Annotated in this window: 19 protein-coding genes and 2 tRNA genes; 14 read left to right on the plus strand and 7 right to left on the minus strand. The window is 41.0% G+C overall.

Features of this window, described 5'->3' with window-relative positions; genetic code table 11:
• The first annotated feature begins 195 nt into the window (after positions 1-195).
• Positions 196-444 (plus strand): YkgJ family cysteine cluster protein, encoded by a 249-nt coding sequence (locus QSH61_RS08405; protein ID WP_010371625.1) that lies wholly within the window; start codon positions 196-198, stop codon positions 442-444.
• Positions 445-705: 261 nt separating this feature from the next.
• On the opposite strand, the gene rsmF is transcribed toward QSH61_RS08405, so the two are convergent.
• On the minus strand, positions 706-2,145 hold the full coding sequence (gene rsmF / locus QSH61_RS08410) for a 16S rRNA (cytosine(1407)-C(5))-methyltransferase RsmF (RefSeq protein ID WP_174168978.1): 1,440 nt from the start codon (positions 2,143-2,145) through the stop codon (positions 706-708).
• A gap of 154 nt (positions 2,146-2,299) precedes the next feature.
• Between rsmF and QSH61_RS08415 the strand changes: the two genes are divergently transcribed.
• The 4 genes from QSH61_RS08415 to QSH61_RS08430 all read left to right on the plus strand — a co-directional run bounded on the left by QSH61_RS08415 (position 2,300) and on the right by QSH61_RS08430 (position 6,556).
• Positions 2,300-3,727 carry a sigma-54 interaction domain-containing protein gene (locus QSH61_RS08415; protein ID WP_174168977.1) on the plus strand — a complete coding sequence of 476 codons (1,428 nt, stop codon included), beginning with the start codon at positions 2,300-2,302 and terminating at the stop codon, positions 3,725-3,727.
• 141 nt (positions 3,728-3,868) lie between these two features.
• Positions 3,869-5,251 carry a cytochrome c oxidase accessory protein CcoG gene (ccoG, locus tag QSH61_RS08420; RefSeq protein WP_010371615.1) on the plus strand — a complete coding sequence of 461 codons (1,383 nt, stop codon included), beginning with the start codon at positions 3,869-3,871 and terminating at the stop codon, positions 5,249-5,251.
• 153 nt (positions 5,252-5,404) lie between these two features.
• Entirely contained in the window at positions 5,405-5,980 is a 576-nt protein-coding gene (locus tag QSH61_RS08425; RefSeq protein WP_174168975.1) for a cytochrome b, read from the plus strand.
• A gap of 3 nt (positions 5,981-5,983) precedes the next feature.
• The gene (locus QSH61_RS08430; RefSeq protein ID WP_174168974.1) at positions 5,984-6,556 is read left to right on the plus strand and encodes a YceI family protein; all 573 of its coding nucleotides are present in this window, start codon (positions 5,984-5,986) and stop codon (positions 6,554-6,556) included.
• Between the two features lie 94 nt (positions 6,557-6,650).
• Here QSH61_RS08430 and QSH61_RS08435 read toward each other — a convergent pair whose 3' ends face one another.
• Positions 6,651-7,481, minus strand: a complete 831-nt coding sequence (locus QSH61_RS08435) for a transporter substrate-binding domain-containing protein (RefSeq protein WP_174168973.1) — start codon at positions 7,479-7,481, stop codon at positions 6,651-6,653.
• Between the two features lie 283 nt (positions 7,482-7,764).
• Between QSH61_RS08435 and QSH61_RS08440 the strand changes: the two genes are divergently transcribed.
• The 5 genes from QSH61_RS08440 (at position 7,765) to QSH61_RS08460 (ending at position 17,029) form a co-directional block, all read left to right on the plus strand.
• Complete coding sequence (locus QSH61_RS08440) at positions 7,765-8,352, plus strand: dienelactone hydrolase family protein (protein ID WP_206472814.1); 588 nt, start codon at positions 7,765-7,767, stop codon at positions 8,350-8,352.
• Between the two features lie 69 nt (positions 8,353-8,421).
• Complete coding sequence (locus QSH61_RS08445; protein ID WP_206472816.1) at positions 8,422-9,399, plus strand: acetoacetate decarboxylase; 978 nt, start codon at positions 8,422-8,424, stop codon at positions 9,397-9,399.
• A gap of 114 nt (positions 9,400-9,513) precedes the next feature.
• Positions 9,514-11,754, plus strand: coding sequence for an NAD(P)-binding protein (locus QSH61_RS08450; RefSeq protein ID WP_174168971.1), 2,241 nt, complete (start codon positions 9,514-9,516; stop codon positions 11,752-11,754).
• Positions 11,755-12,004: 250 nt separating this feature from the next.
• Positions 12,005-14,245 carry a TonB-dependent receptor gene (locus QSH61_RS08455; RefSeq protein WP_206472818.1) on the plus strand — a complete coding sequence of 747 codons (2,241 nt, stop codon included), beginning with the start codon at positions 12,005-12,007 and terminating at the stop codon, positions 14,243-14,245.
• Between the two features lie 102 nt (positions 14,246-14,347).
• Entirely contained in the window at positions 14,348-17,029 is a 2,682-nt protein-coding gene (locus QSH61_RS08460) for an ATP-binding protein (protein WP_206472820.1), read from the plus strand.
• A 65-nt stretch (positions 17,030-17,094) separates the two neighbouring features.
• Here the strand turns inward: QSH61_RS08460 and QSH61_RS08465 are convergent, their stop codons facing one another.
• On the minus strand, positions 17,095-17,931 hold the full coding sequence (locus QSH61_RS08465) for a M61 family metallopeptidase (RefSeq protein ID WP_206472822.1): 837 nt from the start codon (positions 17,929-17,931) through the stop codon (positions 17,095-17,097).
• A gap of 134 nt (positions 17,932-18,065) precedes the next feature.
• On the opposite strand from QSH61_RS08465, the gene QSH61_RS08470 reads away from it, so the two are divergent.
• The 3 genes from QSH61_RS08470 to QSH61_RS08480 are packed head-to-tail and all read left to right on the plus strand — an operon-like array spanning position 18,066 to position 19,864.
• Positions 18,066-18,455, plus strand: a complete 390-nt coding sequence (locus QSH61_RS08470; RefSeq protein ID WP_010604606.1) for a hypothetical protein — start codon at positions 18,066-18,068, stop codon at positions 18,453-18,455.
• Entirely contained in the window at positions 18,437-19,429 is a 993-nt protein-coding gene (locus QSH61_RS08475) for an NAD(P)H-quinone oxidoreductase (protein WP_206472824.1), read from the plus strand. The genes QSH61_RS08470 and QSH61_RS08475 overlap by 19 nt, the downstream gene beginning before the upstream one ends.
• Before the next feature lie 57 nt (positions 19,430-19,486).
• Positions 19,487-19,864: a GNAT family N-acetyltransferase gene (locus tag QSH61_RS08480; protein WP_206472826.1), complete on the plus strand. Its 378-nt coding sequence runs from the start codon at positions 19,487-19,489 to the stop codon at positions 19,862-19,864.
• Between the two features lie 250 nt (positions 19,865-20,114).
• On the opposite strand, the gene QSH61_RS08485 is transcribed toward QSH61_RS08480, so the two are convergent.
• The 4 genes from QSH61_RS08485 to QSH61_RS08500 form a co-directional block, all read right to left on the minus strand.
• Positions 20,115-20,191 (minus strand) — tRNA-Val (locus QSH61_RS08485).
• A gap of 11 nt (positions 20,192-20,202) precedes the next feature.
• Positions 20,203-20,279 (minus strand) — tRNA-Val (locus QSH61_RS08490).
• A gap of 124 nt (positions 20,280-20,403) precedes the next feature.
• Entirely contained in the window at positions 20,404-21,399 is a 996-nt protein-coding gene (locus QSH61_RS08495) for a DUF3080 family protein (protein WP_206472828.1), read from the minus strand.
• Complete coding sequence (locus QSH61_RS08500; protein WP_102056702.1) at positions 21,374-22,732, minus strand: MATE family efflux transporter; 1,359 nt, start codon at positions 22,730-22,732, stop codon at positions 21,374-21,376. Before QSH61_RS08500 ends, QSH61_RS08495 begins: the two co-directional genes overlap by 26 nt.
• A 175-nt stretch (positions 22,733-22,907) precedes the next feature.
• Here QSH61_RS08500 and QSH61_RS08505 point away from each other — a divergent pair, with 175 nt between their 5' ends.
• Positions 22,908-23,549 (plus strand): riboflavin synthase, encoded by a 642-nt coding sequence (locus QSH61_RS08505; protein ID WP_010604611.1) that lies wholly within the window; start codon positions 22,908-22,910, stop codon positions 23,547-23,549.
• The last annotated feature ends 46 nt before the right edge of the window (positions 23,550-23,595 follow it).

Consider the following 23,595-nt stretch of genomic DNA (forward strand, 5'->3'; position numbering starts at 1 on the left):
TAACGGCTCTAGATCATCGATAAGCTTAAGAATACGCGAATAGTTATGTCGAGGTGTTTAAATCCAGACTGAATATGTAACAAAGCTTTGCGTACCTAAATTTATCGTTACATTCTTAAAAGCGATTGATGCTTTTACGTGTAGTCGATTTTTCGATAAAATGCACCACTTATTGTCAAAATTGCGAGAAACAGAATGGATTGTAGGCTTGGTTGTGGCGCTTGTTGTATAGCACCAAGTATTTCAACACCCATTCCCGGTATGCCAAATGGTAAACCTGCGGGGGAGCGGTGTATTCAACTAGATGAAAATAATCTGTGTAAACTGTTTAACCAGCCAGAGCGCCCACAAGTGTGTTTGCAATTTAAGGCCATGGAAGATGTGTGCGGTGACAGTAATGAAGCAGCGATGCAGATCATCACAGAACTCGAAATGTTGACCTAACTAGCCTCTGGTTAACTGATAAAAAAACGCCCAGAAACTTACCTGCTAAGTTCTGGGCCTAGGGAAAGGCTCAAGATTGAGCCGTGCGCTAACTAAAAACACCTTCTAAGACTGTAGGGAGAAGTAGAAAGTACTGTTAAGTTTAGTTAACCTTTCATTCTTTTTACAAATAAATGAATGATTTATTAAGTTTATATAAAACAAAGAGTTGTTCTTTATATTCATAATTGGTCTTAAAAATATCAAAAGGGTATATTCAGGTTATACCCAAGTTATCAACAGGCCGTCTTTAATTAAATCCCGAGGCAAACTGTTTTTAACTTTATTCTTTTGCCATTTTCCTAACCCGATGGCACTGCCACATAGAGTGAGGATCACCTCTCCCGTTAGTTTGGTAACTTCATCTAGGCGTATATCTTTGCCATTAAAGTAATCTTTTGCTTGCTCTTTTGTTAGTGCTAAAGTGTTTTTAGACGCTAAGTGACCGAAAGTAGTGGCAAACTCATGCTCTAATCTTACCCCGTTTTTATGGGTAGTACCGATTAAAATCCCTATGCGAGAATATTTGATCTTATCTTGGATTGCTTCAAAGTTGTCAGGAAATAACCACACCTCTTTATCGCGCTGCATCAACTTACCGTCAAGTTGGGTAATACCAAACTGTTTTTTTAGTACGGATAACAATAGTTGAGTGGTTTTCTTGTCTAGTTCCTCAAAAGGGAAAGCGCCTTTTTTCTGCTTTGGATTTTTAACGGCAACAGAGTGTAACTTCTTAAATCGAGCAATGAAAAACCCTTCGCTATCATATAGCTGAGGCCACACATGCAAGTATCCTTCGGACGTTGTTGCTTTTTCAGCACCCTCAAATAAGGTCGACAGGTTTTCGACTGCTACTGCTTGAGGATAATTATCAATGAGGTGTTGGCATACTTGCTGATTTTCCAACGGTGTTAATGTGCAAGTTGAATACACTAAGGTGCCACCTGGCTTTAAGGCTTGAAATGCGCTGTCTATCAGTTGCTTCTGCACTTGTGCAATTTCAACATTAGACTCAATTGACCAGTTTTTAAGGGCATTTGGGTCCTTTCTAACAGTGCCTTCTCCAGAGCATGGCGCATCAAGCAAGATGTTATCAAAACATTCATGCATATAATCGCCAAAGATACAGCCGTCAAAGTGAGACAACGCAACATTTCGTATGCCCATACGTTTCATATTTGCTGCAAGCGCTTTGAGTCGAGATGACGATAGCTCATTAGCGATTAGTACGCCACGTCCATCCATATAAGCCGCGAGTTGCGAAGTTTTCGAACCCGGTGCTGACGCCATATCCAAATTAATATCATCACCGCTGATAGTCGATTTCAGTGCCGTGGGCGGCAACATGGAACTAGCTTCTTGGACATAGATGCAGCCACTTAAATGGATATCTGTGTTGCCGATAGCAAGATTAGCTTCTTCTTGCTCATTTCTTGATATCCAAAACCCTTCCTCACACCAAGGGATTGGCTCTGCCTGCCAATCACTTTTTTCGCAGTAGGCTAAGAATTCCGTGATGGACATTTTTAGGGTATTGACTCTGACTGCTCGGCGTAAAGGAGACTGGCACTTATCTATAAAGTCTTCGATGTTAAGATGGTCTGGTAAGTAGGTTTTTATGTCGTCCAGAAACGCGCTGGGAATATAAGTTGATTTGTCCACGCAGTTACTCAAGTTATAAGCTTTCTCTCATTTTACACTTTCATGAGTGAAAAATGCATATTTGTTGTGACGATGGTGATTATTAAGCAAAACTCATGGCTGACAATAAAAGACTATGGTTATATAATCCTCGCGAAATATCGCGAGGATTGCTATGTCTATTATCAAACACTTTTTGGCGGACCCTAAATTATTATTGAATGCGGTTGGAGAGGGGATCTATGGTTTTGACCTTTCTGGTAACGCTGTTTTTGTAAACCCGGCCGCAGAGCGTATGACTGGGTGGCAAAGTGATGAGCTTTTGGGGGAAAAAATACATCAGTACCATCATCATAGTCATGCAGATGGGAGTGATTATCCTGCTGATGAATGTAACATCTACAAAACGATGTTTGATGGTAAAACACGACAGGTAACCAATGAGGTGTTCTGGCGTAAAGATGGAAGTTGCTTTCCTGTGGAATATACCTCAACCCCAATCTTTAAAGATCAGCAAATTATTGGTGCAGTCGCGATATTTCGCGATGTGTCGCAACAGCACAAAACTGAAAATGCACTAAGAGAGGCGCTGAATAAAGTTCAAGTACTGACTGAGCAACTTAAAGATGAAAATGCCTACCTGCTAGAAACATTAAATGAAAATTGGCAAGACTCGGGTTTGGTGGGTAGTAGCGCAATATTTCAGGCTATGTTGGCGCAGCTAGAACTGGTTAGTCAGACTGACAGTACGGTATTGGTTTTAGGAGAAAACGGCACCGGTAAAGAGCTTGTTGCTAGAAATCTGCATCGTCTTAGTGAGCGCTCATCGCAACCTTTCGTTAAAGTAAATTGCGCTGCTTTTTCACCAACCTTGATTGAATCTGAATTGTTTGGACATGAAAAAGGTGCATTTACTGGAGCGAATGAAAGACGTAAAGGACGTTTTGAGTTGGCGGATAAAGGGACCATATTTTTAGATGAAATTGGTGAGTTACCGCTAGAAGCGCAAAGCAAGTTATTACGTGTATTACAAGAGCGAGAGTTTGAGCGTGTAGGGGGAAGTAAGTCGATTCAAGTAGATATACGTATAGTCGCAGCGACCAACAGAGATTTATGGCAAATGGTCGAGGGTGGGGAGTTTAGAATGGATTTATATTATCGTTTAAACGTTTTTCCTATTCGAGTGCCTGCACTAAGGGAGCGTATAGAGGATATACCCGTATTGGCCAACAATCTCATCGTGCAGCTCAACAAAAAGCTGGGCAAGCAACTACGCGGGATCTCTAAAAAGGCTATTCATGCGTTACAGCGTTATGATTGGCCAGGCAATATTCGAGAACTCCAAAACGTGTTGGAGCGCGAAGCGATATTATCTAAAGGTCGTTTAATTGATTTATCTCAAGCACTTAACGTTACTGAGCAGCATAAATCTGAAAACGGTGAACTGACTTTAGCGCAGGCGGAAGCTGAGCACATATTAAGAGTGCTAGAAATAAGTAACTGGAAGATCGCTGGCAGCAACGGGGCGGCTGATAAGTTAGGGCTACCCGAAAGTACGCTAAGGTCGAAAATGAAAAAACTAAAAATTGCTAAGCTTTCGTGATATTTCGCGCCTATTCGTGATATTTCGCGATATTGAAAATATAATAAAAATAAATACGATAAAAATCAAAATGTTATAAACTTTCAGATTGGTCTGAAAGTTGCAATATCAAACTCGTGTATTACCAATGTAGCAAATAACATGAAGTTTGATATCAAAGAAGAAGACATGATCATTAAGCCCTATAAACAAGAAGGGCCTATTTACGTCAGAGAGCAAAAAGGTTTTTTCCAAAAAATAAGAAGAAACCTTGGCTGGTTTTTAATGTTAACTTTCGTTCTCATTCCTTGGATCCCGTACAACGAGCAGCAGGCCATCTTGCTTGATTTTGGTAAGCAGCAATTTAGAATATTTGGTGCCACCTTTCTCCCTCAAGACTTTATGATTTTAGCCTGGATTTTTATGGTGGGTGCCTTTGCTTTATTCTTTGTCACGACTTGGCTGGGTCGCGTGTGGTGTGGTTATACTTGCCCACAAACAATTTGGATGCTGATGTTCACTTGGGTTGAGCACCGAGTGGAGGGGACTCGTAACCAAAGAATAAAGTTAGACAAATCAAACTGGGATAGCAAAAAAGTCGCGAAGAAAACGGCCAAACACGCTATTTGGTTGATAATTTCGGTGTTTACTGCCACTTCATTTATGGCCTATTTTATACCTGCAAAAGAGCTGTATCTAGACATGTTTACGCTTGAGTGGACTGGCCTTACTTCCTTCTGGGTATTCTTATTCGCACTTTGTACCTATGGAAATGCGGGCTTTCTACGAGAAAAAATGTGTACTGTGGCATGTCCATATTCTCGTTTCCAATCGGTTATGTTTGACAAAGATACGTTAGTCGTCACTTATGATAGCGAACGAGGTGAAAATAGGGGCCGTCGTAAACGCAAAGAGGATCCAAAACAGCTGGGGCTCGGCGACTGTGTAGACTGTAATTTATGTGTTGAAGTGTGCCCAGCTGGTATTGATATTCGTAATGGCTTGCAATACGAATGCATTAACTGTGGTTTATGTATCGATGCGTGTAACGAAACGATGAATAAATTCGGCTATCAGCCAGATTTGATTAAGTATCAAAGTGAGCATCAGCAAGCGGGTAAAAAATCCAATCCGTTTAGGTTAAAAATAGTAGGCTATGGTGCTATTACCGTATTGATAGTAGTCACTATGGTGATTTGGGCATTCAATCGAACACCAATAGAAGCTTCTGTCATTCGCGACCGTAATGCGCTTTATCGTGTTAATTATGAGGGGTTAGTCGAGAACCCATACACCTTAAGTGTAATAAACAAAACACAGCACGATTTAACTTACACCGTGAGCTTAAAGGGACTGCCAGATGCGAAACTTACAGCTCCAATCACAACGCATATCGCTGGCGGCGACATGGCGTTAATCCCAGTAACAGTGACCGCTGATGGCTATGAGCTTAAAGGTAAGCGCACTCCAATCCAATTCACTATAGAGTCGCAACAAGATGCCAATATTAGCATCACGAAGGACAGCTACTTCTATAAAAATTAGTTTACACTCCCCCCGACTCAAGGCGCTTGTATTATGAAGCGCCTTTTTTGTGTGCATATATGCACAATCTAACGCTAAATTTATGGCTTTCTCTCTGAACTTTTAGCATATAAGCTTACTCTTATTGAGAATGAGTTTTATTAGCTGAATATTATGTTTAAAAATACATCGCAACACTATGGTTTGTTAGCCATCATCTTTCACTGGGTTAGCGCGCTTGCGGTATTTGGCATGTTTGGTCTCGGGTTGTACATGGTTGAACTCAGTTATTACGATCCTTTCTACCGTGATGGCTTACATATTCACAAAAGCATAGGAATACTGCTAGCAGCTTTGATAGTACTTAGACTGATTTGGAAGGTTACTAACCCTAGCGTGAAACCCGAAAGCGAAGCCACTCCCATGGACAAATTGCAAAACACAATAGCACATGTCGTTCACGTCGTTTTGTATTTAGGTTTGTTTGGGCTGTTTGTCACAGGTTACTTAATTTCTACCTCAGATGGTAGAGCAATAGAGGTGTTCAACTGGTTTTCTGTTCCAGGTATTGGGGAGCTGTTTGATGAACAAAGTGATATTGCAGGCACTGTGCATTTATATATTGCTTGGGGGCTCATTGGATTAGTGGCGCTGCACATTGTGGGAGCGCTAAAACACCACTTTATTAATAAAGATCGTACCTTAGTTCGAATGCTCAAGGTACCAAACGCTACAAAAGTTGAGGATTAAAACATGAAAAAAACAATCATTGCATTAAGCATGGCAGCTATGACCTTATCGGCCGGAGTAAATGCCGCGGATTATGTAATTGATACTAAAGGTGCACATGCCTTTGTAAACTTTAAAATTAAACATTTAGGATACAGCTGGTTGCATGGTCGATTTAATAGCTTCGAAGGCGACTTCAGCTATGATGCAAAAAACCCAAATGCGTCAAAAATCAATGTAGTGATCGATACTGCTTCTGTTGATTCGAACCATGCAGAGCGTGATAAGCATTTGCGCGGTAATGATTTTTTAAACGTAAAAGCAAACCCAAAGGCGACTTTTAAGAGTAACTCGATTACTTTTAGCGATGATACAAATGCGAAGGTGAAAGGAAGCTTCACACTCAATGGGGTAACAAAGCATATCGAGTTTGATGTTAAAAAAGTGGGTGAAGGTAAAGATCCATGGGGTGGATACCGAGTTGGCTTTGAAGGTGAAACTCAGTTAAAACTTGCTGATTATGACATCGACTATGATCTAGGCCCGGCATCAACACACGTTACCATTGGTTTGCACTTAGAAGGTATTCGTAAGTAATCTCTACTAGCACCACGTGTTACTACATACGTGGTGCTGCGCTTTACACTCTAGGAGAAGTCCACTTTTCAAATGCAATATTAGTTTTAGAAAGTTAGTTTTTAAAGATACTAGCTAGCTGTGGCTGAAACTGCTCTGGTAACCAACGAGACATAGCCAGTCTAAACTGTTCGTTTTTATGGGCTTGTTTTAACGCTTCGCTAATTGCAGCTATCTGTTCCTTACCAATCGCATTGTTATTACAGCCCGCATATCCAGCTGTTATCTGCGAGGCAATACTCAATCTAACTTGTGTCAATTCATCTTGCTTATCAACATGCAATTTGTGGTAGTGGTGTTCGCTTGGGTATCCAAGTATCACATCGACTCTTTTTTTAAGTAGCATGATAGTCAAACTCTCTAACGTATCTCTTCCTGGTCTTATGAGCACTTGCTTGGAAGGCAAACTCGCCAATAACGCATCAATTTCATGGCCAAACGATCGATTTGCCGCGACACCTACAGTTAGTCCGTGCTCAGTTACGAGTTTTTCCAAATCAATTGCGCTGTTGGTAATGCCAAGTGACTGTGCAACATCTTTCCTTAGTGCGGCAGAGGTTGATAATCCGATAGTGGAATACTCTTCACTAAAAGCGATATGTCTTTGCCGCTCGACTGTTTTATAGAGGGAGATCATACAATATTGGTTGTTGAAATTAGAGAGCTCATGTATGGCCCTAGATGCGGGGAATACTTTATAATTAAAAGTGTAATCGGGCATCTGTTGTTGAATGAGTTTTATCAATAACTCGTCTCGTCCTTGCCCTTCCAAATCGTCAGCAAGGATATAATAAGGCGCGAAATCTATCGCAATCCAAGTTATTTGTTTTGCAAATACAAAACTGGATTGAAAGGCAATGAAGAGGAGTAAGATGATTTTGATCAAATTGGGTCACTCTTGCTGAACTTACAATAAGCTTAGCATTGTTTGCGATGTTGATGATTAAATTAATGTTTATTTAATTTGTATTTAATGTTTACAGAGGTTGGCGGTATGCTAGCTTTAAAAGAAGTTTTAGTTTTGGGTAAAAGCATGCTAGCAAAGCTCAGTTAAGCGATTGAATATAGAGTTTGATTGCAGTGCGTTAATCCAAATATAAGTAGATAAGGCCACATGGCAAGGAAAGTCATAAAAGCCAATAACGATAAATTATTAATAAGGAAAACCTATGGCTATATTAATCGTTACCGATATTTTCGGTCATACGGATCATATTGATCGTTTTGCTAAATCGCTTGGAAGTGACGTGCAGGTGCTTTCACCATTTATAGAAGAACCAAATAGTGTCTCAGAGTCGGATTGTTATGAGCTGTTTTTGGCTCAGTGTGGTCATCGTTTATATGCTGATAAAATATCAGCAGCGATTTCTGAATACAAACCAAAACTTATTATTGGCTTTAGTGCAGGCGGGGCTGCTGCGTGGGTTGCATTGTCTGAACAAGGTGCATCTCACTCTGTCGAGCAACTTATTGCATTTTATCCCAGCCAAATACGTAACCATCTAAATATTAAGCCCAGCTGCGATGTGTCTATCTTCTTTGCTCAAGTTGAATCTCATTTTGACGTTGAGCTCGTCATTGAGCAGTTAAAAGATAAAAAAGGGTTGAATTGTATCCGAACGCGGTATTTACACGGTTTTATGAACAAGCTTTCGGGTAACTATGACGAGTACGCATACTCGCATTATCAGTATTTTTGCCAGCGAGAAGCGCGTAACTATTTTGAGGTTGTGCAACAAGAAGCGGAGTTTTCATAACAACATACGCAAAAGCGGCTTGAGCGAACTACACTAAACACTAACTTATCATACTTTAAGGAGTGAAAGATGTATCCAGAGTTGCCTGATTATCAACATTTTTATAGTAATCCGATCGCCAAACCTCCATGCAGAATGCTAAATGCACAAATGTACGGTTTTTTTGTCAAAGGAAAAAAATCAACAATCCAAACCTATGTTGATAAAACGCTTAATTCGGTTTCTAGTAGTGAATTTGTATTCAGGGCCCTAACCGATTGGTGCTTATTGACATTTACAGATATTGAAAATATCGCGTCAAAAGTGCCGCCATTTAGTAACTATGGATATATGCAAGAAACCGATGTCATCATCTGGTTGCCAATTCTGCAAGTCAATCTCGAAACGTTAAAGGCAGAACATCTATATTGGTATCCAGCATTTATCTCGGTCAATAACATTAACGCGCTGATAAATGGTCGAGAAATATGGGGCTACAACAAATATTTATGTCGCTACGAAATGCCTGGTAACTTTGGCGACCCACTGAACTTTTCCCTCTCTCTGGAGACCTTTAAGGAATTTGATCCCAACGTCAAAATGGCATGGCATGAATTGTTATCCATTGAACCTGAGGATGACGGGGAGTCGTGGTTAAAAGAAGTGTTGGAAGTGGGTGAAGAAATTGCTGAGCTTTTCAAAGATTCAGTGTCTGATTTAAACGTCGATAGCCGATTTCTTAAGCAGTTCTTATCGGGGTTTACCCACCCGCAAATGGATCAAGTATTATTTAAGCAGTTCCCAGATGGTCATGCCGAGAAGTCTGTATACTCGGCGGTAGTACATTCCCCTTCAGAGGTGAAGAAAATCCACAAAATAGGCTTTATCAAAGATGATTTAAGCTTGAATCTACAACGAATGGATGCGTTTCCACTCGATAAAATGTTTGGCATTCCATTAGGCAAAAGCGAGGTCAAACTACCTTACTTTGTGAAAATGGACTTCGATCAGGCAGGAGTGGAAGAAATTGTTTCCAGTGCTCAGAGTATGACTAATCTCCATCGTTAGTGTATTTGTGGCATAAAAAACACGATTTTTTACTAAAGCGATATTTGCATGTTTAGTTGTCTTCCTATGTGGCTTTAGATGTTGCTCGTCAACAGGTTAGAAAAAGGAAGGTTTATGAGTAAACAAAAAGTAGCAATACTTGGCGGCGGTGTTTCGGCAATGACTGCTGCGGTATACATGACTGAACAAGACGATTGGCAAGAGCGCTATGATATTACCGTTTATCAGCAAGGTTGGCGCTTGGGGGGCAAAGGGGCGAGTGGTCGTAATGCTGAATACGGCGAACGTATAGAGGAGCACGGCCTTCACGTTTGGTTTGGTGCCTATGTCAATTCTTTTAGGGCAATTGAGACCGTTTATAATAAGCTTGAGCGCTCAAGTGATATCCCCATTCACACTTGGCAACAAGCGCTAAAACCACATAGTTTGGTGGTGTTGCAAGAATATATTGATCAGCAATGGCAAACTTGGTCAGTAGATTTCCCTGAGATCCCAGGTAATCCAGCAGATGGCACACTCGATTTACATTTTTGGCAGATTTTAAAATTACTTGCGGCTTGGCTGCACAAGTGGGTTGATGATTTGGAATGCGAAGTTGAGAAAACCCACAAATCCACACAACTCAAAACAAAAAAAGAAAGAGACAAAACGCTGCTTGCTCACTTGGGACAGGAAGTTAAAAGTTTTTTTGATAGTGTAGAAGAAAAAGCTAGAGCTCTATTTGATGACGCAGAAAACCAAGCCCAAGAGGTCGTATCCACACCAAAGCTGTTAATAACGCAACTTAGTAATTTTCTAACGGTACGTGAAGCTGATCATCGTTTAGAAAATAAGAAAGATCACTTAGTTGTTTGGTATATGGTTCGAAAAATTAGGCGCTGGTTGCAGTCTGAAGTAAATGACTTAATTGATGACAACCCTGTCATTAGACGTCTATATATATGCATAGATTTAGGTGTTGCGATGACCATTGGCATGCTCCGAGACAAAGTCTATTCACGAGGGTTTGGTTATCTTGATCAATACGATTTTAAACAGTGGCTCAAGCGCAATGGCGCAAATGAATTGCTGTCTGTGGAGTCTGCACCAGTCCGCGGCTTTTATGATCTCGTTTTTGGCTATGAGAACGGTGATTTTAAAAAGCCGAATGTTGAAGCTGGAGTTGCGGCTTTGGCCATGCTTAGGATTATGCTGTGTTATCGCGGTGGTGTGATGTGGAAAATGCAAGCGGGAATGGGAGATATTATTTTCTCTCCTATTTATGAGCTGCTCAAACATCGAGGCGTTCAGTTTGCGTTTTTTCATCAGGTTGAATCGTTACACTGTACACAGGATGATGATGGTCATTATGTTGATAGCATTCAATTAATTCAACAGGTTAAACTAAAAGAGACGCAAAGTTACGAGCCTCTGGAATTAGTCAAAGACTTGCCATGTTGGCCAAGCTCGCCACTGTGGCAACAAATTGACCCGCAGCAAGTGGCACTACTTAAAGAACATGAGATTAACCTAGAGTCTTACTGGTCTAATTGGGAGGCGGTTTACCAACAAGCATTTGGACAGAGGTTACCGAGAAAAACACTAAATAAAGGTACTGATTTCGATTTAGTGATTTTTGGGATCTCAGTGGCAAGTCTTGAGCCACTTTGTCAGCAATTATTGGCTAAAGATAACGGCTTAAAGTTGCAAGCTGAAAAGGTCAAAACTGTTGCGACTCAAGCATTACAGTTGTGGCTTACTAAAACTGACAGTGAACTGGGTTTTCACGATCCTTCTGGTAGTAATGAGCCACCAATATTAAGCGCATTTTCTCAACCTTTTGACACTTGGGCCGCGATGTCTAATTTAATTGAGGTTGAAGATTGGCCAAATACACAGCCAAATAACATTGCCTATTTTTGTAGTGCTTTTACCTGCGCAGATTATCCACCTCCGAGCGATCATGAGTTTCCTGAGCGCATGAAAGCTCAGGTAAAAGAAAACGCATTGCAAAAACTTAGATTACAGATGCAGCCACTGTGGCCAGAGGCTTATCATGGTAACGACTTCGACTGGAACGTATTGTTTGATGTTGATAATAACGAAGGTGAAGTTAGGTTCAACACTCAGTATTGGAGGGTGAATGTCGACCCCAGTGAGCGTTATGTGTTAAGTGTTGTTGATAGCAGTCAATTTCGACTGCCTACGGACGGCTGCATATTCAATAACCTCTACATTACTGGAGATTGGATTAAAACCGGTGTCAATGCAGGTTGTGTTGAAGCTGCAGTGATGGCTGGCATGCAAACGAGTAGAGCCATCACCGGATATCCTCAAAGCATTAGTGGAGAATCAGGGTTTGAGCCGTTTAAATAACCGAGTTATTACTCTTTAGGCGCTAAACGAACGCTTGATTTTTGAACCGTTAGTTGTACAACTGTATTAGCTTAACCTATATTCTACGCCCTGCAATTTGCAGGGCTCAAATTCCACCTTGGTATAATTTGTATGTATTATGAACGATAACTTGAACCTTAAAAAGGTAATCGGGTTCATTTGTTTGGGGGTCTTTTTAATTCAGCTATACTGATAGTGCAATTGCATGATATAGCTCGGGATTCAAACTATGCCACATCCAAATGTGCTGTTAAATACGATAACACTAACATTACTCTTAGCAGTCTCGATGGAAGCATCAGCACAAGTCGAAGAAGAAATCGAAGTCATTGAGGTCTACGCTCAAAAAAGAAAGCAATCTATCAATGATGTTGCTATCGCTATTAAACCCATATCCGGACAAGTCATCACTGACGCGGCGCTGAAAGATACGACCGAACTAGGTAGTTTAGTTGCGAATGTAAAAATCAGTCAAAATGCAGCTGAGGGTACGCCCCCTGCGGTCAGCATTCGAGGTGTCGGACTTGTCGATTATAACACGGCTAACACTTCTCCGGTTGGGGTGTATTTAGATGGTATATCTGTTGGGTCTGCGAATAATCAAATCATTAACTTGTTTGATGTTGAACAAGTTGAAGTGTTGAAAGGTCCACAGGGTACACTTTTTGGTAGAAATACCACTGGGGGGGCAATTTTAGTGCGCACGGCGCGCCCAACAGATGGTGATTTTACTTCTGTCAGTGTAGGGGTCGGTTCTGACTCTTTATCAAGAGCTCGTGCGACGCTCAATTATAGCCTAGATCAAAATAGCGCGGTGCGACTTGCAGCTAGCCACAATAACTATGAGTACACAACGTATAACTTACAGCCTGACGCTCCTGAGGCGTATATGGAACAAAATGATGTTCGACTAAGTTATTTTGGCGAGTTTGATAAGTTCAGTGTTTTTGTGAAATTAGATTATGGTCATTGGAATGGACTGGTTCAGCCAGTCGGGAATATCGGATTATTCTCAAACCCTTTGGATGGTTCATTATGTTCTCCAGCCCAAGCGGGCACTAGCAACTGCGTTGATGCGCTTGGCTTTAATATTGGCAGTGACGATTTTTGGGCTGTACGGGTCAATAATTATCAAAAACATCACAGTATAAGCAAAGGCGTTACAACAGAGGTCGCGTATGCACTGGATGACCGGTCTCAACTTATTTATCTTGGGGCTTTCAATCGCTTAGATAGGATACATGGATTTAATTGTGATGGAAGTCCATTTTCATTGTGTGAAGGCGAGTTAGGACTTAAAAATGAAAAGCTGGTGAATGAGCTTAGGTTTGAGCAAAGTATGGAGACCGGCTTTCTAACGGTAGGTTTATTTCAACTAGAAGAGCGTATTTATCAAGATAATTTTAATGACTTATTACGTGATTTTAGGGGAACCCCTAATGGTGCAAGTGCGGCGACCTTTTTCTATGATAATGATATTAAAGTAAAATCAATGGCCTTATTTGGTCAATATGAATATGAAGTTAGTGAGCATACAGATGTACTCGTAGGAGTAAGATATAGCGATGAAGATGTGAAGTATGACTCTTTTTCCTATTTAAATGCGCCTTTTGGAGGTAATCTCGCTGGCATTTTAGTTCCTGCCTACGACATTGAGGGAAAAGAGTCCGATAGTAATTTGTCTGGAAAATTGTCGGTTATCCATAAAGTTAAATCGGATAAAAGTGTTTATTATAGTTTATCTAATGGTGTAAAAAGCGGCGGCTATAACGGTGGCTTCCTTATTTCGAAGGATGCCGCGATACAGGCAAGTTATGGCCCTGAAGAACTAATCGCTCATGAAGTAGGCGCTAAGCTGTTATTTAATGACCTTAAACTTCGTACAAACTTGGCTGCTTTTTACTATGATTATAAAGATCAACAGGTATTTATGAATCAGGCTTCAGAAGTACTTGGAGCGCCGCCTTATCAGTTACTTGAAAACGTAGGTAAGTCCAAAATCTATGGTGCTGAGATAGAAAATACTTGGTATCTATCGGAGCAAACTCAGATAGGCTTAGATGTAGGGTATATACCTGAAGCTAACTTTGAGGAGTTTATCGATCCAGTTGGCGTTGTATTGACCGACAATCGTTTACCGTTTACATCCGAATGGAATATCTCTGGGCAAATAAATTATGCATTTAATTGGGATGAAGTTAGTATAAAAAGTAGAATAGCATTTGATTATCAAAGCGAATATTACTTTGACCAAAACGAATCTCCGTATGCTAAGCAACCCAGTTATATGCTTTGGAATGCTAATCTACAGCTGGAGTATAGAGACTGGCAGTTAGGTATTTGGGGTAAAAATCTTCTAGATAAAGAGTATAGCCACCTTAAATTTGACCTGAGTAGTTTTTTGGGAATGTTAGAAGACTTTAAAGGTGAGGGAAGAAGAGTAGGCATGGATGTAACATATCGATTTTGATTTTGCTTAATCACTATACGCATAAGTCACCTGACTTGGGGGTTGAAAACTTGCAGATACAATACCGAATCACAGGTAACTTTACTGAGGTAACAGGCTAGAATGCGTTTACTCCTGATCATTTTCAGCATAATTCTGGTTTCTAGTTTTGCCTATGCAGATCAGACTGTGTTGAAATTGACGCAGCCTTGGCAATATCAAAATTTACACCATGTTGGAAAGGCTTATGAGGCAAATTCTAGTACAAGATTTCCTCAAAACTGGGCTGAATTGAGTACGTGGGAATCTATTCATGAACCACTAAAAAACAGAGCGCTGTTTTCTGGTCGTTATTTCTTGGTTACTAAAGTCAGAAATGAAACACCCTTAAATGAATTTGTGCTTTATCCATACAATACGGTATTAAGCAAAGTTGAGTCGAGGATATATACACCGGAAACAGTCTTGCGAGTTTTCTCTGGGGGTAAGGTCGAAAATGAATTTGCATTTCATTATGGCAATCAAGTCACGTTAGAGCCTAGTCAAGATTATTATATCGTTACTCTCTTCGAGAGTGATTTCTTTTACACCCCGGTAAAGTTGACCATTGAGCCTCTTAGAGACTTTCAGCAGGAAGTGGTCTATGAAAATCTTATTATGACGCTTTGTTTTGGTGTCGGCATTGTTTTGGGGCTGTATAACTTATTAATCTACATCGGCTCTAAAGATATCACTCATTTTTATTACGCATTATTCACTTGTGTGTGGGTATTTGCGTGGAGCCATTTTTTTCATATTCCCGACGAGTTATTTGGGTTTTACTCTGCAAACTTACATTGGTTAGGTTTTGCGCTTGCGCCATTAACTAACGCGTTATTTTATATCCATCTTCTAAAACTCAAGGACGTTCATCCAAACTATGTGTCGATTTCTATTTGGCTTGGTGTGATAGCTGCGCTTGGACTACCGTTTTGTATTCTTTTCCCTGGCTTTGGTTTTATTTGGGCGACTTTAGTAACGGGGTTAGCGCTTTGCTTCGGACTATTTGTTGGTATTACGCGTTGGACTGAAGGATTTAAGCCCGCTCGCTATTTTGTAATGGCATATATTGCAATGGCGATCCCCAATATGGTGGGTAATTTAACGAACTTAAGTTTGCTGCCTGAATCGTCGAGTAACTTATATCTTTACGGTCTAATAGGTACTGCGCTTGATGCATTACTGCTGGCCTTCGCAGTTGCGGACAAGTTTAGAATTACCAGTGAAGAAAATATAGAACTCAATAAAAACCTTGAAGCAAAGGTGTTAAAGCGGACCTATGAGTTAGAGCAGGTGGCCTCAGAACTTAGAGATGCTAGTGAGGCAAAAAGTCGATTTTTGGCAAACATGAGTCATGAAATAAGAACACCAATGACGTCAATTATTGGCTATGCCGATGGCATTATGCTCGGAGATATTAAGCCACATGAGCGTAATCACGCTATCTCCGTTATTTTGCAAAACTCACGTCATGTACTTGGGCTAATTAATGATATTCTGGATATGTCTAAAATTGAGGCCAATAAACTAGAAGTTGAGTTGGTGGAGTCAAACCTTTTTCAAGCAATTGCGCATGTCGATTCATTATTGGGTAAGCAAATTAGAGATAAAGGACTGGAGTTTGCGCTGAATTATCATTTTCCGCTGCCTGATTTTGTGGTTATTGATCCCACTCGTTTGCGACAGATATTACTAAATCTCACATCTAACGCAATGAAGTTCACGACGGTTGGTAAAATCTCGATTGATGTGGCGTGTCAAAACGAGCGTCTCATGATTACAGTGCGAGATACCGGGATAGGAATGACAGCGGACGAGCAAAAAGAATTATTTAGCGCGTTTTATCAAGCTGACTCTTCCACATCAAGGAAATATGGTGGGACAGGGCTTGGACTAAATATCTCCAAAAGCTTAGCGAGAAAGTTAGATGGTGATATTTCGGTAGAAAGTGAGGTAGGCTCAGGTACTGCCTTTACTCTTACTGTTGGCCTATATACCACCGAGAAAACAAAGTGGGTGCAAAGTCTCGCTCAAATTGGTGATGTTCGTGAACAAGGCACAATACCTGATGAAATAAATCAAGAGCTTAAAGGTGAGGTGTTATTAGCTGAAGATAACACAGACAATAGTAAGCTTATTAAGCGTATTTTAGAGCGTATGGGTTTATCTGTGACGGCGGTAGAAAATGGTCAGCTAGCGGTACAGGCGGTACTAGATGGTGATTTCGATTTGATATTAATGGATATCCAAATGCCTGTAATGGATGGTGAGCAGGCGTTTAGCTTTATTCAGGCAACAGGGTGTAGCACGCCTGTGATTGCATTAACTGCCAACACCATGCAGCATGAAATTGAGCGTTACTTAAAACTTGGATTTAGTGATCATCTTGCAAAACCTATTGATAGAGTCGTGTTCAGTCAAAAGGTAGCTTATTATTTGGATATCCAAGTCGACGAGGAAGTTGATCTTCCTGAAGCCGAATTTTATCAGTTAAAACAACAGTATATTTCTGGGCTGCATGAGCAAATCATTCAGATAAAGAATCAAGCTAAGTATCAGGACTACGATGCGTTAGCAAGAACAGTTCATGCGATTAAAGGTACTGCTGCGATGTTTGATTGTATTGATATTCATAAAATTGCAAACGAGTTGGATGTTAAGCTGAAGAATAAACAACTAGAGTGTGTTGAAGTGCAGCTAACTGAGTTACTTGGTGCGATGACAACCGCTATTGAGTCAGAAAAGCAGCAAACCAAACAAGCTTAGGATTCTACGCCTTGTTAATATTTATAGCGGATAGGCATGATAATGAAAGGATTTTATACAACACCTTATCTTAATGGCTGCAGACTGTAGATTTGAGCCTTACTTAGGTCAGGGAAGTCCTTCCGCTGTTTATAGTTGGCATATAGATTGGAAAATATGGTGGTTTTGGATAGTTTATCTAGACTCGCAATAAATAAACGTCCACTGTTACGGTCTCCCGATATTACACTGCCTTTACAACACTGCTGAAATGAGGAGATAAGCGCTCTGATTGTGTTCTTATTGCCCGTATCCTGCAGTGCAATTTCTGCTTCTATAAAGAATGCAACCCCACTCCAATAGACTCTTTGTTGTGCGTTTAATGACCACATTTGTTCGCTCACTGTTTTAAGTGCTCCTTTATTCATTCGCGTATTTTTTGCGCCTCGGCTGAGCCCTGAGATTAATCTTGTACGAAACTCTGCAACATTAAAAATATCGTTCTCTAGCATAATGACATTTTGTAAATAGGTAGCAAGCCCCTCTGCAAGCCAGAAATCTGAGTGGTCAAGCAACGGGTGATAAAGGTGAGCAATTTCATGGTACAAGGTCCAATCTTTAATCAACACTCGGCTTGAGGTAAATCGTTTGATTTGGAGTAGAACAGCGTCGGGTTTGCCACGTTGAACCGTGGCCCATGGCACAGGCTCAGATGCGAATAAGCTCGGTTCAATGATAAATGGAAGTGTATCTTGTTGTAATATTCCCAAGGAACGCTCTGTTGCTTTAACACCGTGTTTTAGCCAAGTTTCCACATGTTGTCTATCACTGCCACTGATCCAGCTCTTATATTCGATTTCAATTTCGGTTGCCTGAGTGGATGCAATTAAGCCAAACAACAGTATAAACATTAATAATTTCATTATTTTCTCTACAATGGTTACTTTGTAAATAGACCTGAGAACGCATTATTTCATTCTTGATGTTGAGATTATCTCAACTGACCTGGTTGGGTGATTGTGTAAAACTGAATAAAACAACGTTAAAGGGAAATAAGATGAAAGTCACCGCACTTAGTTTATTGTTATTGAGTCCAATTGCTTTGGCAAACCCACTTTTAGGTACTTGGGAATTTGTTGAGGGAAAATATGCCACCACAGATGGCATTGTATCAGCGCAAGCGCCTAGCTTGACGTCGATAAAGTTAATTACGGAGGCTCACCACAGCTACATTACGCAAAGTGAAGGAAAGTTTAAATACGCTGGTGGAGGGAGTTACAAAATAGAGGGAGATAGATTTATCGAAACCTATGAATATGGAAATGTTACTTCCTTACTTGGTCGAACGATGTCATTCAGCTACAAGATTGATGGTAATTTATGGCATCATGAACTGTATGAAGATGGTAAGTTCGTCGAGAAGGAAGTATGGAAAAAAGTTCAGTGATCCCAAAGAAGATGCGTTATATCAGTCACGCATCTTCTCAGCTTCAAATCCAGTACACCGAAACACCAACATTGAGTGCAAAGCAAGTGCTAATCAAAGTGCATGCGTTTGGGGTTAATAGAGCAGACATTTTGCAAAAGCAAGGGAAATACCCTGCGCCTGAAGGCGATAGTGAGATATTGGGTCTGGAAGTGTCTGGAACGATAGTTCAAGTGGCGTCTCCTGAGTTTGAATATTTACTTGGTGATCAAGTGTTCTGTTTAACCTCTGGAGGCGGCTATGCTGAGTACGTGGTTGCACAAAGTGAATTACTCATGCCGTTAACCAAAGGCTTGTCATTGAGTTATGCGGCAGGCTTAGCAGAAGTATATCTTACGGCCTATGATGCGATTGTGCGAACTGGGCAGCTAAATTCCAATGGGATTTTACTGTGCCATGGCGGAGCTTCGGGTGTTGGCAGTGCTGCCATAAGGATTGCAAAAAGGCTAGGTGCAACGGTCATTACGACCCAAAGTAGCAAGGAAAAGGCCAAGTACGCAAAGGCTCTGGGGGCGGATTACACTATTAATTATTTAGACTGTGATTTTGCTGAAGAAATGAAAAAGCTTGGTTTGAAAGCAAATGTCATTCTTGATCCAGTCGGTGGTGAATACCTCAGAGCGAACCTAAGAGTTGCAGCAATGGATTGTCACTGTGTGATGCTCGCTATGCTAGGCGGAAGATATACAGAACTAGACTTTGCCAAGTTACTCGCGAAAAGGTTTAACTTGCACGGAAGTACGTTGAGAAACCGCTCATTGGACTATAAAACGGAATTAGTGAAAGATTTTCTGAATGAGTTTGGCTCGGACCTGCCGGATCAGACAATGAAGATACCAATATATAAGGAGTTATATTGGGATGAAATTGAGCAAGCCCACGATATTCTCGAACACAACCAGAACCTCGGTAAGGTGATAGTTAGAGTTAGTTGACTGTTTATTTATACAGTTGTTATGCTATCACTCTTAGTGATTAGAGGAGTGATTATTTTGACGTTCAAAATTGAAGAGAAAGTACCTTGCCCAGAGGAATATTGTGATTTGCGAATAGCCGCTGGATTATCTGCAAAATCTCTAGAAGCAGCCACAAGGGGACTACCTAACTCATTATATGGGGTTGCAATTCGACATAACGAACAACTTGTGGCAATGGGCCGGGTGGTTGGAGACGGAGGTTGCAATTTTGAAATTGTCGATGTTGCCGTCAATCCGCTTTATCAAGGGCAGGGATTAGGGCGTACAGTAATGGAATATATTGATGGTTACTTAGCATCAAATGTTTTGCCGGGCTCGTATGTTTCAATGATTGCAGACGAGCCAGCCTTTTACGAGAAACTGGGTTATCGCTTAGTAGCTCCAGCGAGTTAAGGAATGACAAAGAAGTTCACAGTAGGCTCCATTAAAAGCTCTAAAGTTTGAATTCTCAACTTTTTTCTTGGTAGATTAAGAAATAGCGATAGATATAGATAACTTTTGAAGGGTTGCAACCGAGTGGATCCGAATTATCGACCCTTGGCACGGGTTATAGAGAGTAGGTAGTGCTTTTCTTTATTTGAATTAGATCTAAGGTTGGTACAATCGAATGGATTCTTATTAGATAAGACTGAATATTTAGGAGTGGTACAACCGAGTGGATTCGAACCACCGACCCCTACCATGTCAAGGTAGTGCTCTAACCAACTGAGCTACGGTTGTATTATAAGATTTGGTACGACCGAGTGGATTCGAACCACCGACCCCTACCATGTCAAGGTAGTGCTCTAACCAACTGAGCTACGGTCGTACAATAACATTCGTTTATTAATTGTTTTCAGGTCTGTGCCTGTCAACGCGTTGTAATATATAGTGACTCAGCTAACGGATCAAGCGGCTTTCAGTAATTTTTTGATTGTTTGCCTTTTTTTTGTTCATACTGGAGGGATTTCACACAGCTCGTAAAATTTTTGCCACCATTTTACATGTGCTTTCGCAGAATCTTTAAGGTTATCCAAGTGTTGTTGAAGCGTGAGCGGATCGGCAAGGTTATTATTTTGATACAATAGGTGAATAGGCTGCCAGGCAGCGATCAACTCTTCCGTAGAAAGAGATAGCATTGCCTGATACGGCTGAAGAATGGATAAATAATACTTGTTGAAGATATTGTTTATGATCTGTGCCTGCTTTTTATTTCCGCTGCTTTTGCAAATGCCATCTTTTAGCCTAAGTTGTTGTAATTGGCGTGTAGTCGCATTATTCAGCTGAGTCTGTTTACGAACGCTCGTCACCAAAGATGAGACAAATCGCTGAGAAAGCACTTTTATAGCGGGTGTGAGTGTGGTTGGGTTGAGATTTTCTGGCGTATCCATGTTTATTGCCAGCTCTGCAAGCTCGTTAACGGCCTCTAGCATGTTGCTGTGGGCTGCTGGCAGCTCTAGTGGCACTTCTTCAGCGATTAACAAACTCAAACTTGCCAACTCTCTTTCAAATGTCATCATATGAAGAAAATAGCGTGGAAGCTGTTGATTCTTTTCCTGTACTGCTTGAGTTAATGTTTGTTGCAGCTCGTCGCTCGTGTTTGGGTGCTGAATGCAGTGAGGCGCTTGTTGAATAAATAAGATGTTGTATTTCAAGCGTTCGCTTGGGTAACTTACTTTCCCTAATTGATTATTGTGCGCAGCGATGAGATTTGTGACTTTGCAGTGTCCAGCGGTCGCGATGTCTAACATAGAAATAGTTAGCTCACTTGTCGGCAATGGTACTTTTTGTACCTCCGGATTGTAAAGTGGCGCTGGGAGTACCACCTCTATGTCTGTTGCGCTCGCCAAACGTTGTTGATATTCAACGGCAATATCGGTCGGCTGCTTGCTGCAACCGGCCAAAGTAAAAAGTAATAGCGTACTAGCTATTCGCTTGACTAATCTCAAATTTCACCCGTTTGTTTACGCATGTCACCAATAATACAGCCGCCGTACTCAAGCCAATAATAATACCAATCCAGAAGCCTTGAGGACCCATCGCAGGCGTTATTAAATCGGTCTTTGCTAATACATAGCCTAATGAAAACCCAATTAGCCAATATGATACAAAGGTAACCCAAGATATTGGCTTAGTATATTTCAGCCCCCTTAACACACCATTTGCCGAGACTTGTAATGCATCGGGCAATTGATACAAACAAGCCAGCACCATAATGCTGGTTGCAAGAGCGGCTACTTCAGTATTGTTGGTATAGAGCCAAACAATCTGATCTCTTCCTATATACGTAATGAGTGCGACAAATAGAGCAATTAAGGTGGCCAAAAGAAACGCGGTATTCACCGAAAGCTTAAGTTGGTCTAAGGCACCTTGTCCAGTTAGATTGCCGATCCGGATGGCAATAGCCATCGACAAACTTAATGGCATCATAAACAGCATTGTAGTGACGCTGGCTGCAATTTGGTGACCGGATACGGAAATAGGACCTAGATCTGCAATAAATAATGGAATGCACGCAAATAGCGTGACCTCAAAGAAGGTAGCCAGTGCAATTGGGAAACCAAGTGCTGCAACATATTTCATCATAGTTAAACTCGGTTTGGTAAAGCCGCTAATGAGGGCCTTTCCATCTATGTGTTTACTGTTCAAGCTATACACCCACTGTGCAATTGCCATTGACCAAAGCACGATGGATGTAGCGAGGCCACAGCCCGCACTACCAAGCGCTGGCGCGCCAAATTTACCATAGATGAAAATATAGTTAGCAACGACATTGATACAAAGACCAACAATACTGATGTAAAAAGCAGGCTTTGTTTGGCCAACCCCTTCGGTGACATTGCGGTATACCGTAAAGATCAAAAAGCCCAAGAGACCCCATTTCACAAAATCAATATAGCCTTGAGCGAGGGCCTGAACATTCTCACTTGCCCCAATATTTGAAAAAACAATAGAAGTAAAGTTCGCTAAAACCAAACCGACGGTAAAAAGCGCTAAAGCGAGATACAAGCTTTGCTGGAAAAATCGTTTGATCCCTGCGGGGTCATTAGCACCATGGCAATGCGCAACAATACTCGTAAGTGCAAGTAAGATCCCTTGTAAACTAAAAATCAAAGGGTTCCAAACACCCGTAGCAATAGAAAGAGCAGCTAAGTCTTCAGCACTGACTTGACCTGCCATCATCGTATCAACGACGGTCATTAAGACTAAAGTAACTTGAGCGAGAAAAACGGGGATCGCAAGTTGAAGCAAGCGCCTGGCTTCCCAAGTTGAAAAATTCATGGTGAGATACTACTTAAGGCGTAAAAACGTTAGTTTATTTTAGTGCTTTGTTTTTAGCAAAATTTTGCGGCTAGCAGTCGCAACTATTTTTATCTAGTCGGATATTCAATACAAATTAAGTACATCTCTTAGTGCGATTTCGCTACAATCTCAAGGATAAATTAAGAGGGTAGATATGTTTACAGGAATTGTTCAAACAAAAGCGACGGTGGTGTCGGCGAAGCAGGTCGATAATATTTTAAAATTAGTTATTTCTGTTGGTGCTGAATACCTCGATAAGCTGACCTTGGGTGCGAGCATAGCAATTAACGGATGCTGCCTAACGGTGGTGCACTTCGAACAGCCAGAAAATGATGTGGTAGGGCAAGTTTGCTTTGATGTGATTGATGAAACATTGAGACTCACTAATCTAGGTGAAGTACAAAGAGGGTCACAGGTAAATTTTGAGCGCTCGATGACATTTGGTACAGAACTCGGCGGTCATATAATTTCAGGGCATATTCAAACAAGCGCGAATATCAGCGAAATACATCGCAACGAAGGCAACTGTAGGATGCATGTAGCATTGTCAGAAACGTGGCATAAGTATGTTATGTACAAAGGCTTTATTGCGGTAAATGGTGCGAGTTTGACAGTGGGGGAGCTTGATCACACCGGCTTTTGGTTACACCTAATACCTGAAACGCTGGCGCTTACCAATTTGGGTACGATGCGTGTGGGAGATACTGTGAATATAGAGGTTGACCAACAAACCTATACGATTATTAATACCGTTGAAAATTACATGAAGAAGCAAACTCTATTGAAGCACAACTAGTACCTTGCCCGAGTAACGCCCTTTACCTCTATCTGCAGGTACCAAA

It is taken from the genome of Pseudoalteromonas sp. JC3 (assembly GCF_030291895.1).
GTDB lineage: Bacteria > Pseudomonadota > Gammaproteobacteria > Enterobacterales > Alteromonadaceae > Pseudoalteromonas.

What these genes read in the sequence shown, in the direction of transcription:
- QSH61_RS08405 (WP_010371625.1), top strand. Translation starts at nt 196, where the DNA reads ATGGATTGTAGGCTTGGTTGTGGCGCTTGTTGTATAGCACCAAGTATT.
- QSH61_RS08415 (WP_174168977.1), top strand. Translation starts at nt 2,300, where the DNA reads ATGTCTATTATCAAACACTTTTTGGCGGACCCTAAATTATTATTGAAT.
- ccoG (WP_010371615.1), top strand. Translation starts at nt 3,869, where the DNA reads ATGAAGTTTGATATCAAAGAAGAAGACATGATCATTAAGCCCTATAAA.
- QSH61_RS08425 (WP_174168975.1), top strand. Translation starts at nt 5,405, where the DNA reads ATGTTTAAAAATACATCGCAACACTATGGTTTGTTAGCCATCATCTTT.
- QSH61_RS08430 (WP_174168974.1), top strand. Translation starts at nt 5,984, where the DNA reads ATGAAAAAAACAATCATTGCATTAAGCATGGCAGCTATGACCTTATCG.
- QSH61_RS08440 (WP_206472814.1), top strand. Translation starts at nt 7,765, where the DNA reads ATGGCTATATTAATCGTTACCGATATTTTCGGTCATACGGATCATATT.
- QSH61_RS08445 (WP_206472816.1), top strand. Translation starts at nt 8,422, where the DNA reads ATGTATCCAGAGTTGCCTGATTATCAACATTTTTATAGTAATCCGATC.
- QSH61_RS08450 (WP_174168971.1), top strand. Translation starts at nt 9,514, where the DNA reads ATGAGTAAACAAAAAGTAGCAATACTTGGCGGCGGTGTTTCGGCAATG.
- QSH61_RS08455 (WP_206472818.1), top strand. Translation starts at nt 12,005, where the DNA reads ATGCCACATCCAAATGTGCTGTTAAATACGATAACACTAACATTACTC.
- QSH61_RS08460 (WP_206472820.1), top strand. Translation starts at nt 14,348, where the DNA reads ATGCGTTTACTCCTGATCATTTTCAGCATAATTCTGGTTTCTAGTTTT.
- QSH61_RS08465 (WP_206472822.1), bottom strand. Translation starts at nt 17,931, where the DNA reads ATGAAATTATTAATGTTTATACTGTTGTTTGGCTTAATTGCATCCACT.
- QSH61_RS08470 (WP_010604606.1), top strand. Translation starts at nt 18,066, where the DNA reads ATGAAAGTCACCGCACTTAGTTTATTGTTATTGAGTCCAATTGCTTTG.
- QSH61_RS08475 (WP_206472824.1), top strand. Translation starts at nt 18,437, where the DNA reads ATGGAAAAAAGTTCAGTGATCCCAAAGAAGATGCGTTATATCAGTCAC.
- QSH61_RS08500 (WP_102056702.1), bottom strand. Translation starts at nt 22,732, where the DNA reads ATGAATTTTTCAACTTGGGAAGCCAGGCGCTTGCTTCAACTTGCGATC.
- QSH61_RS08505 (WP_010604611.1), top strand. Translation starts at nt 22,908, where the DNA reads ATGTTTACAGGAATTGTTCAAACAAAAGCGACGGTGGTGTCGGCGAAG.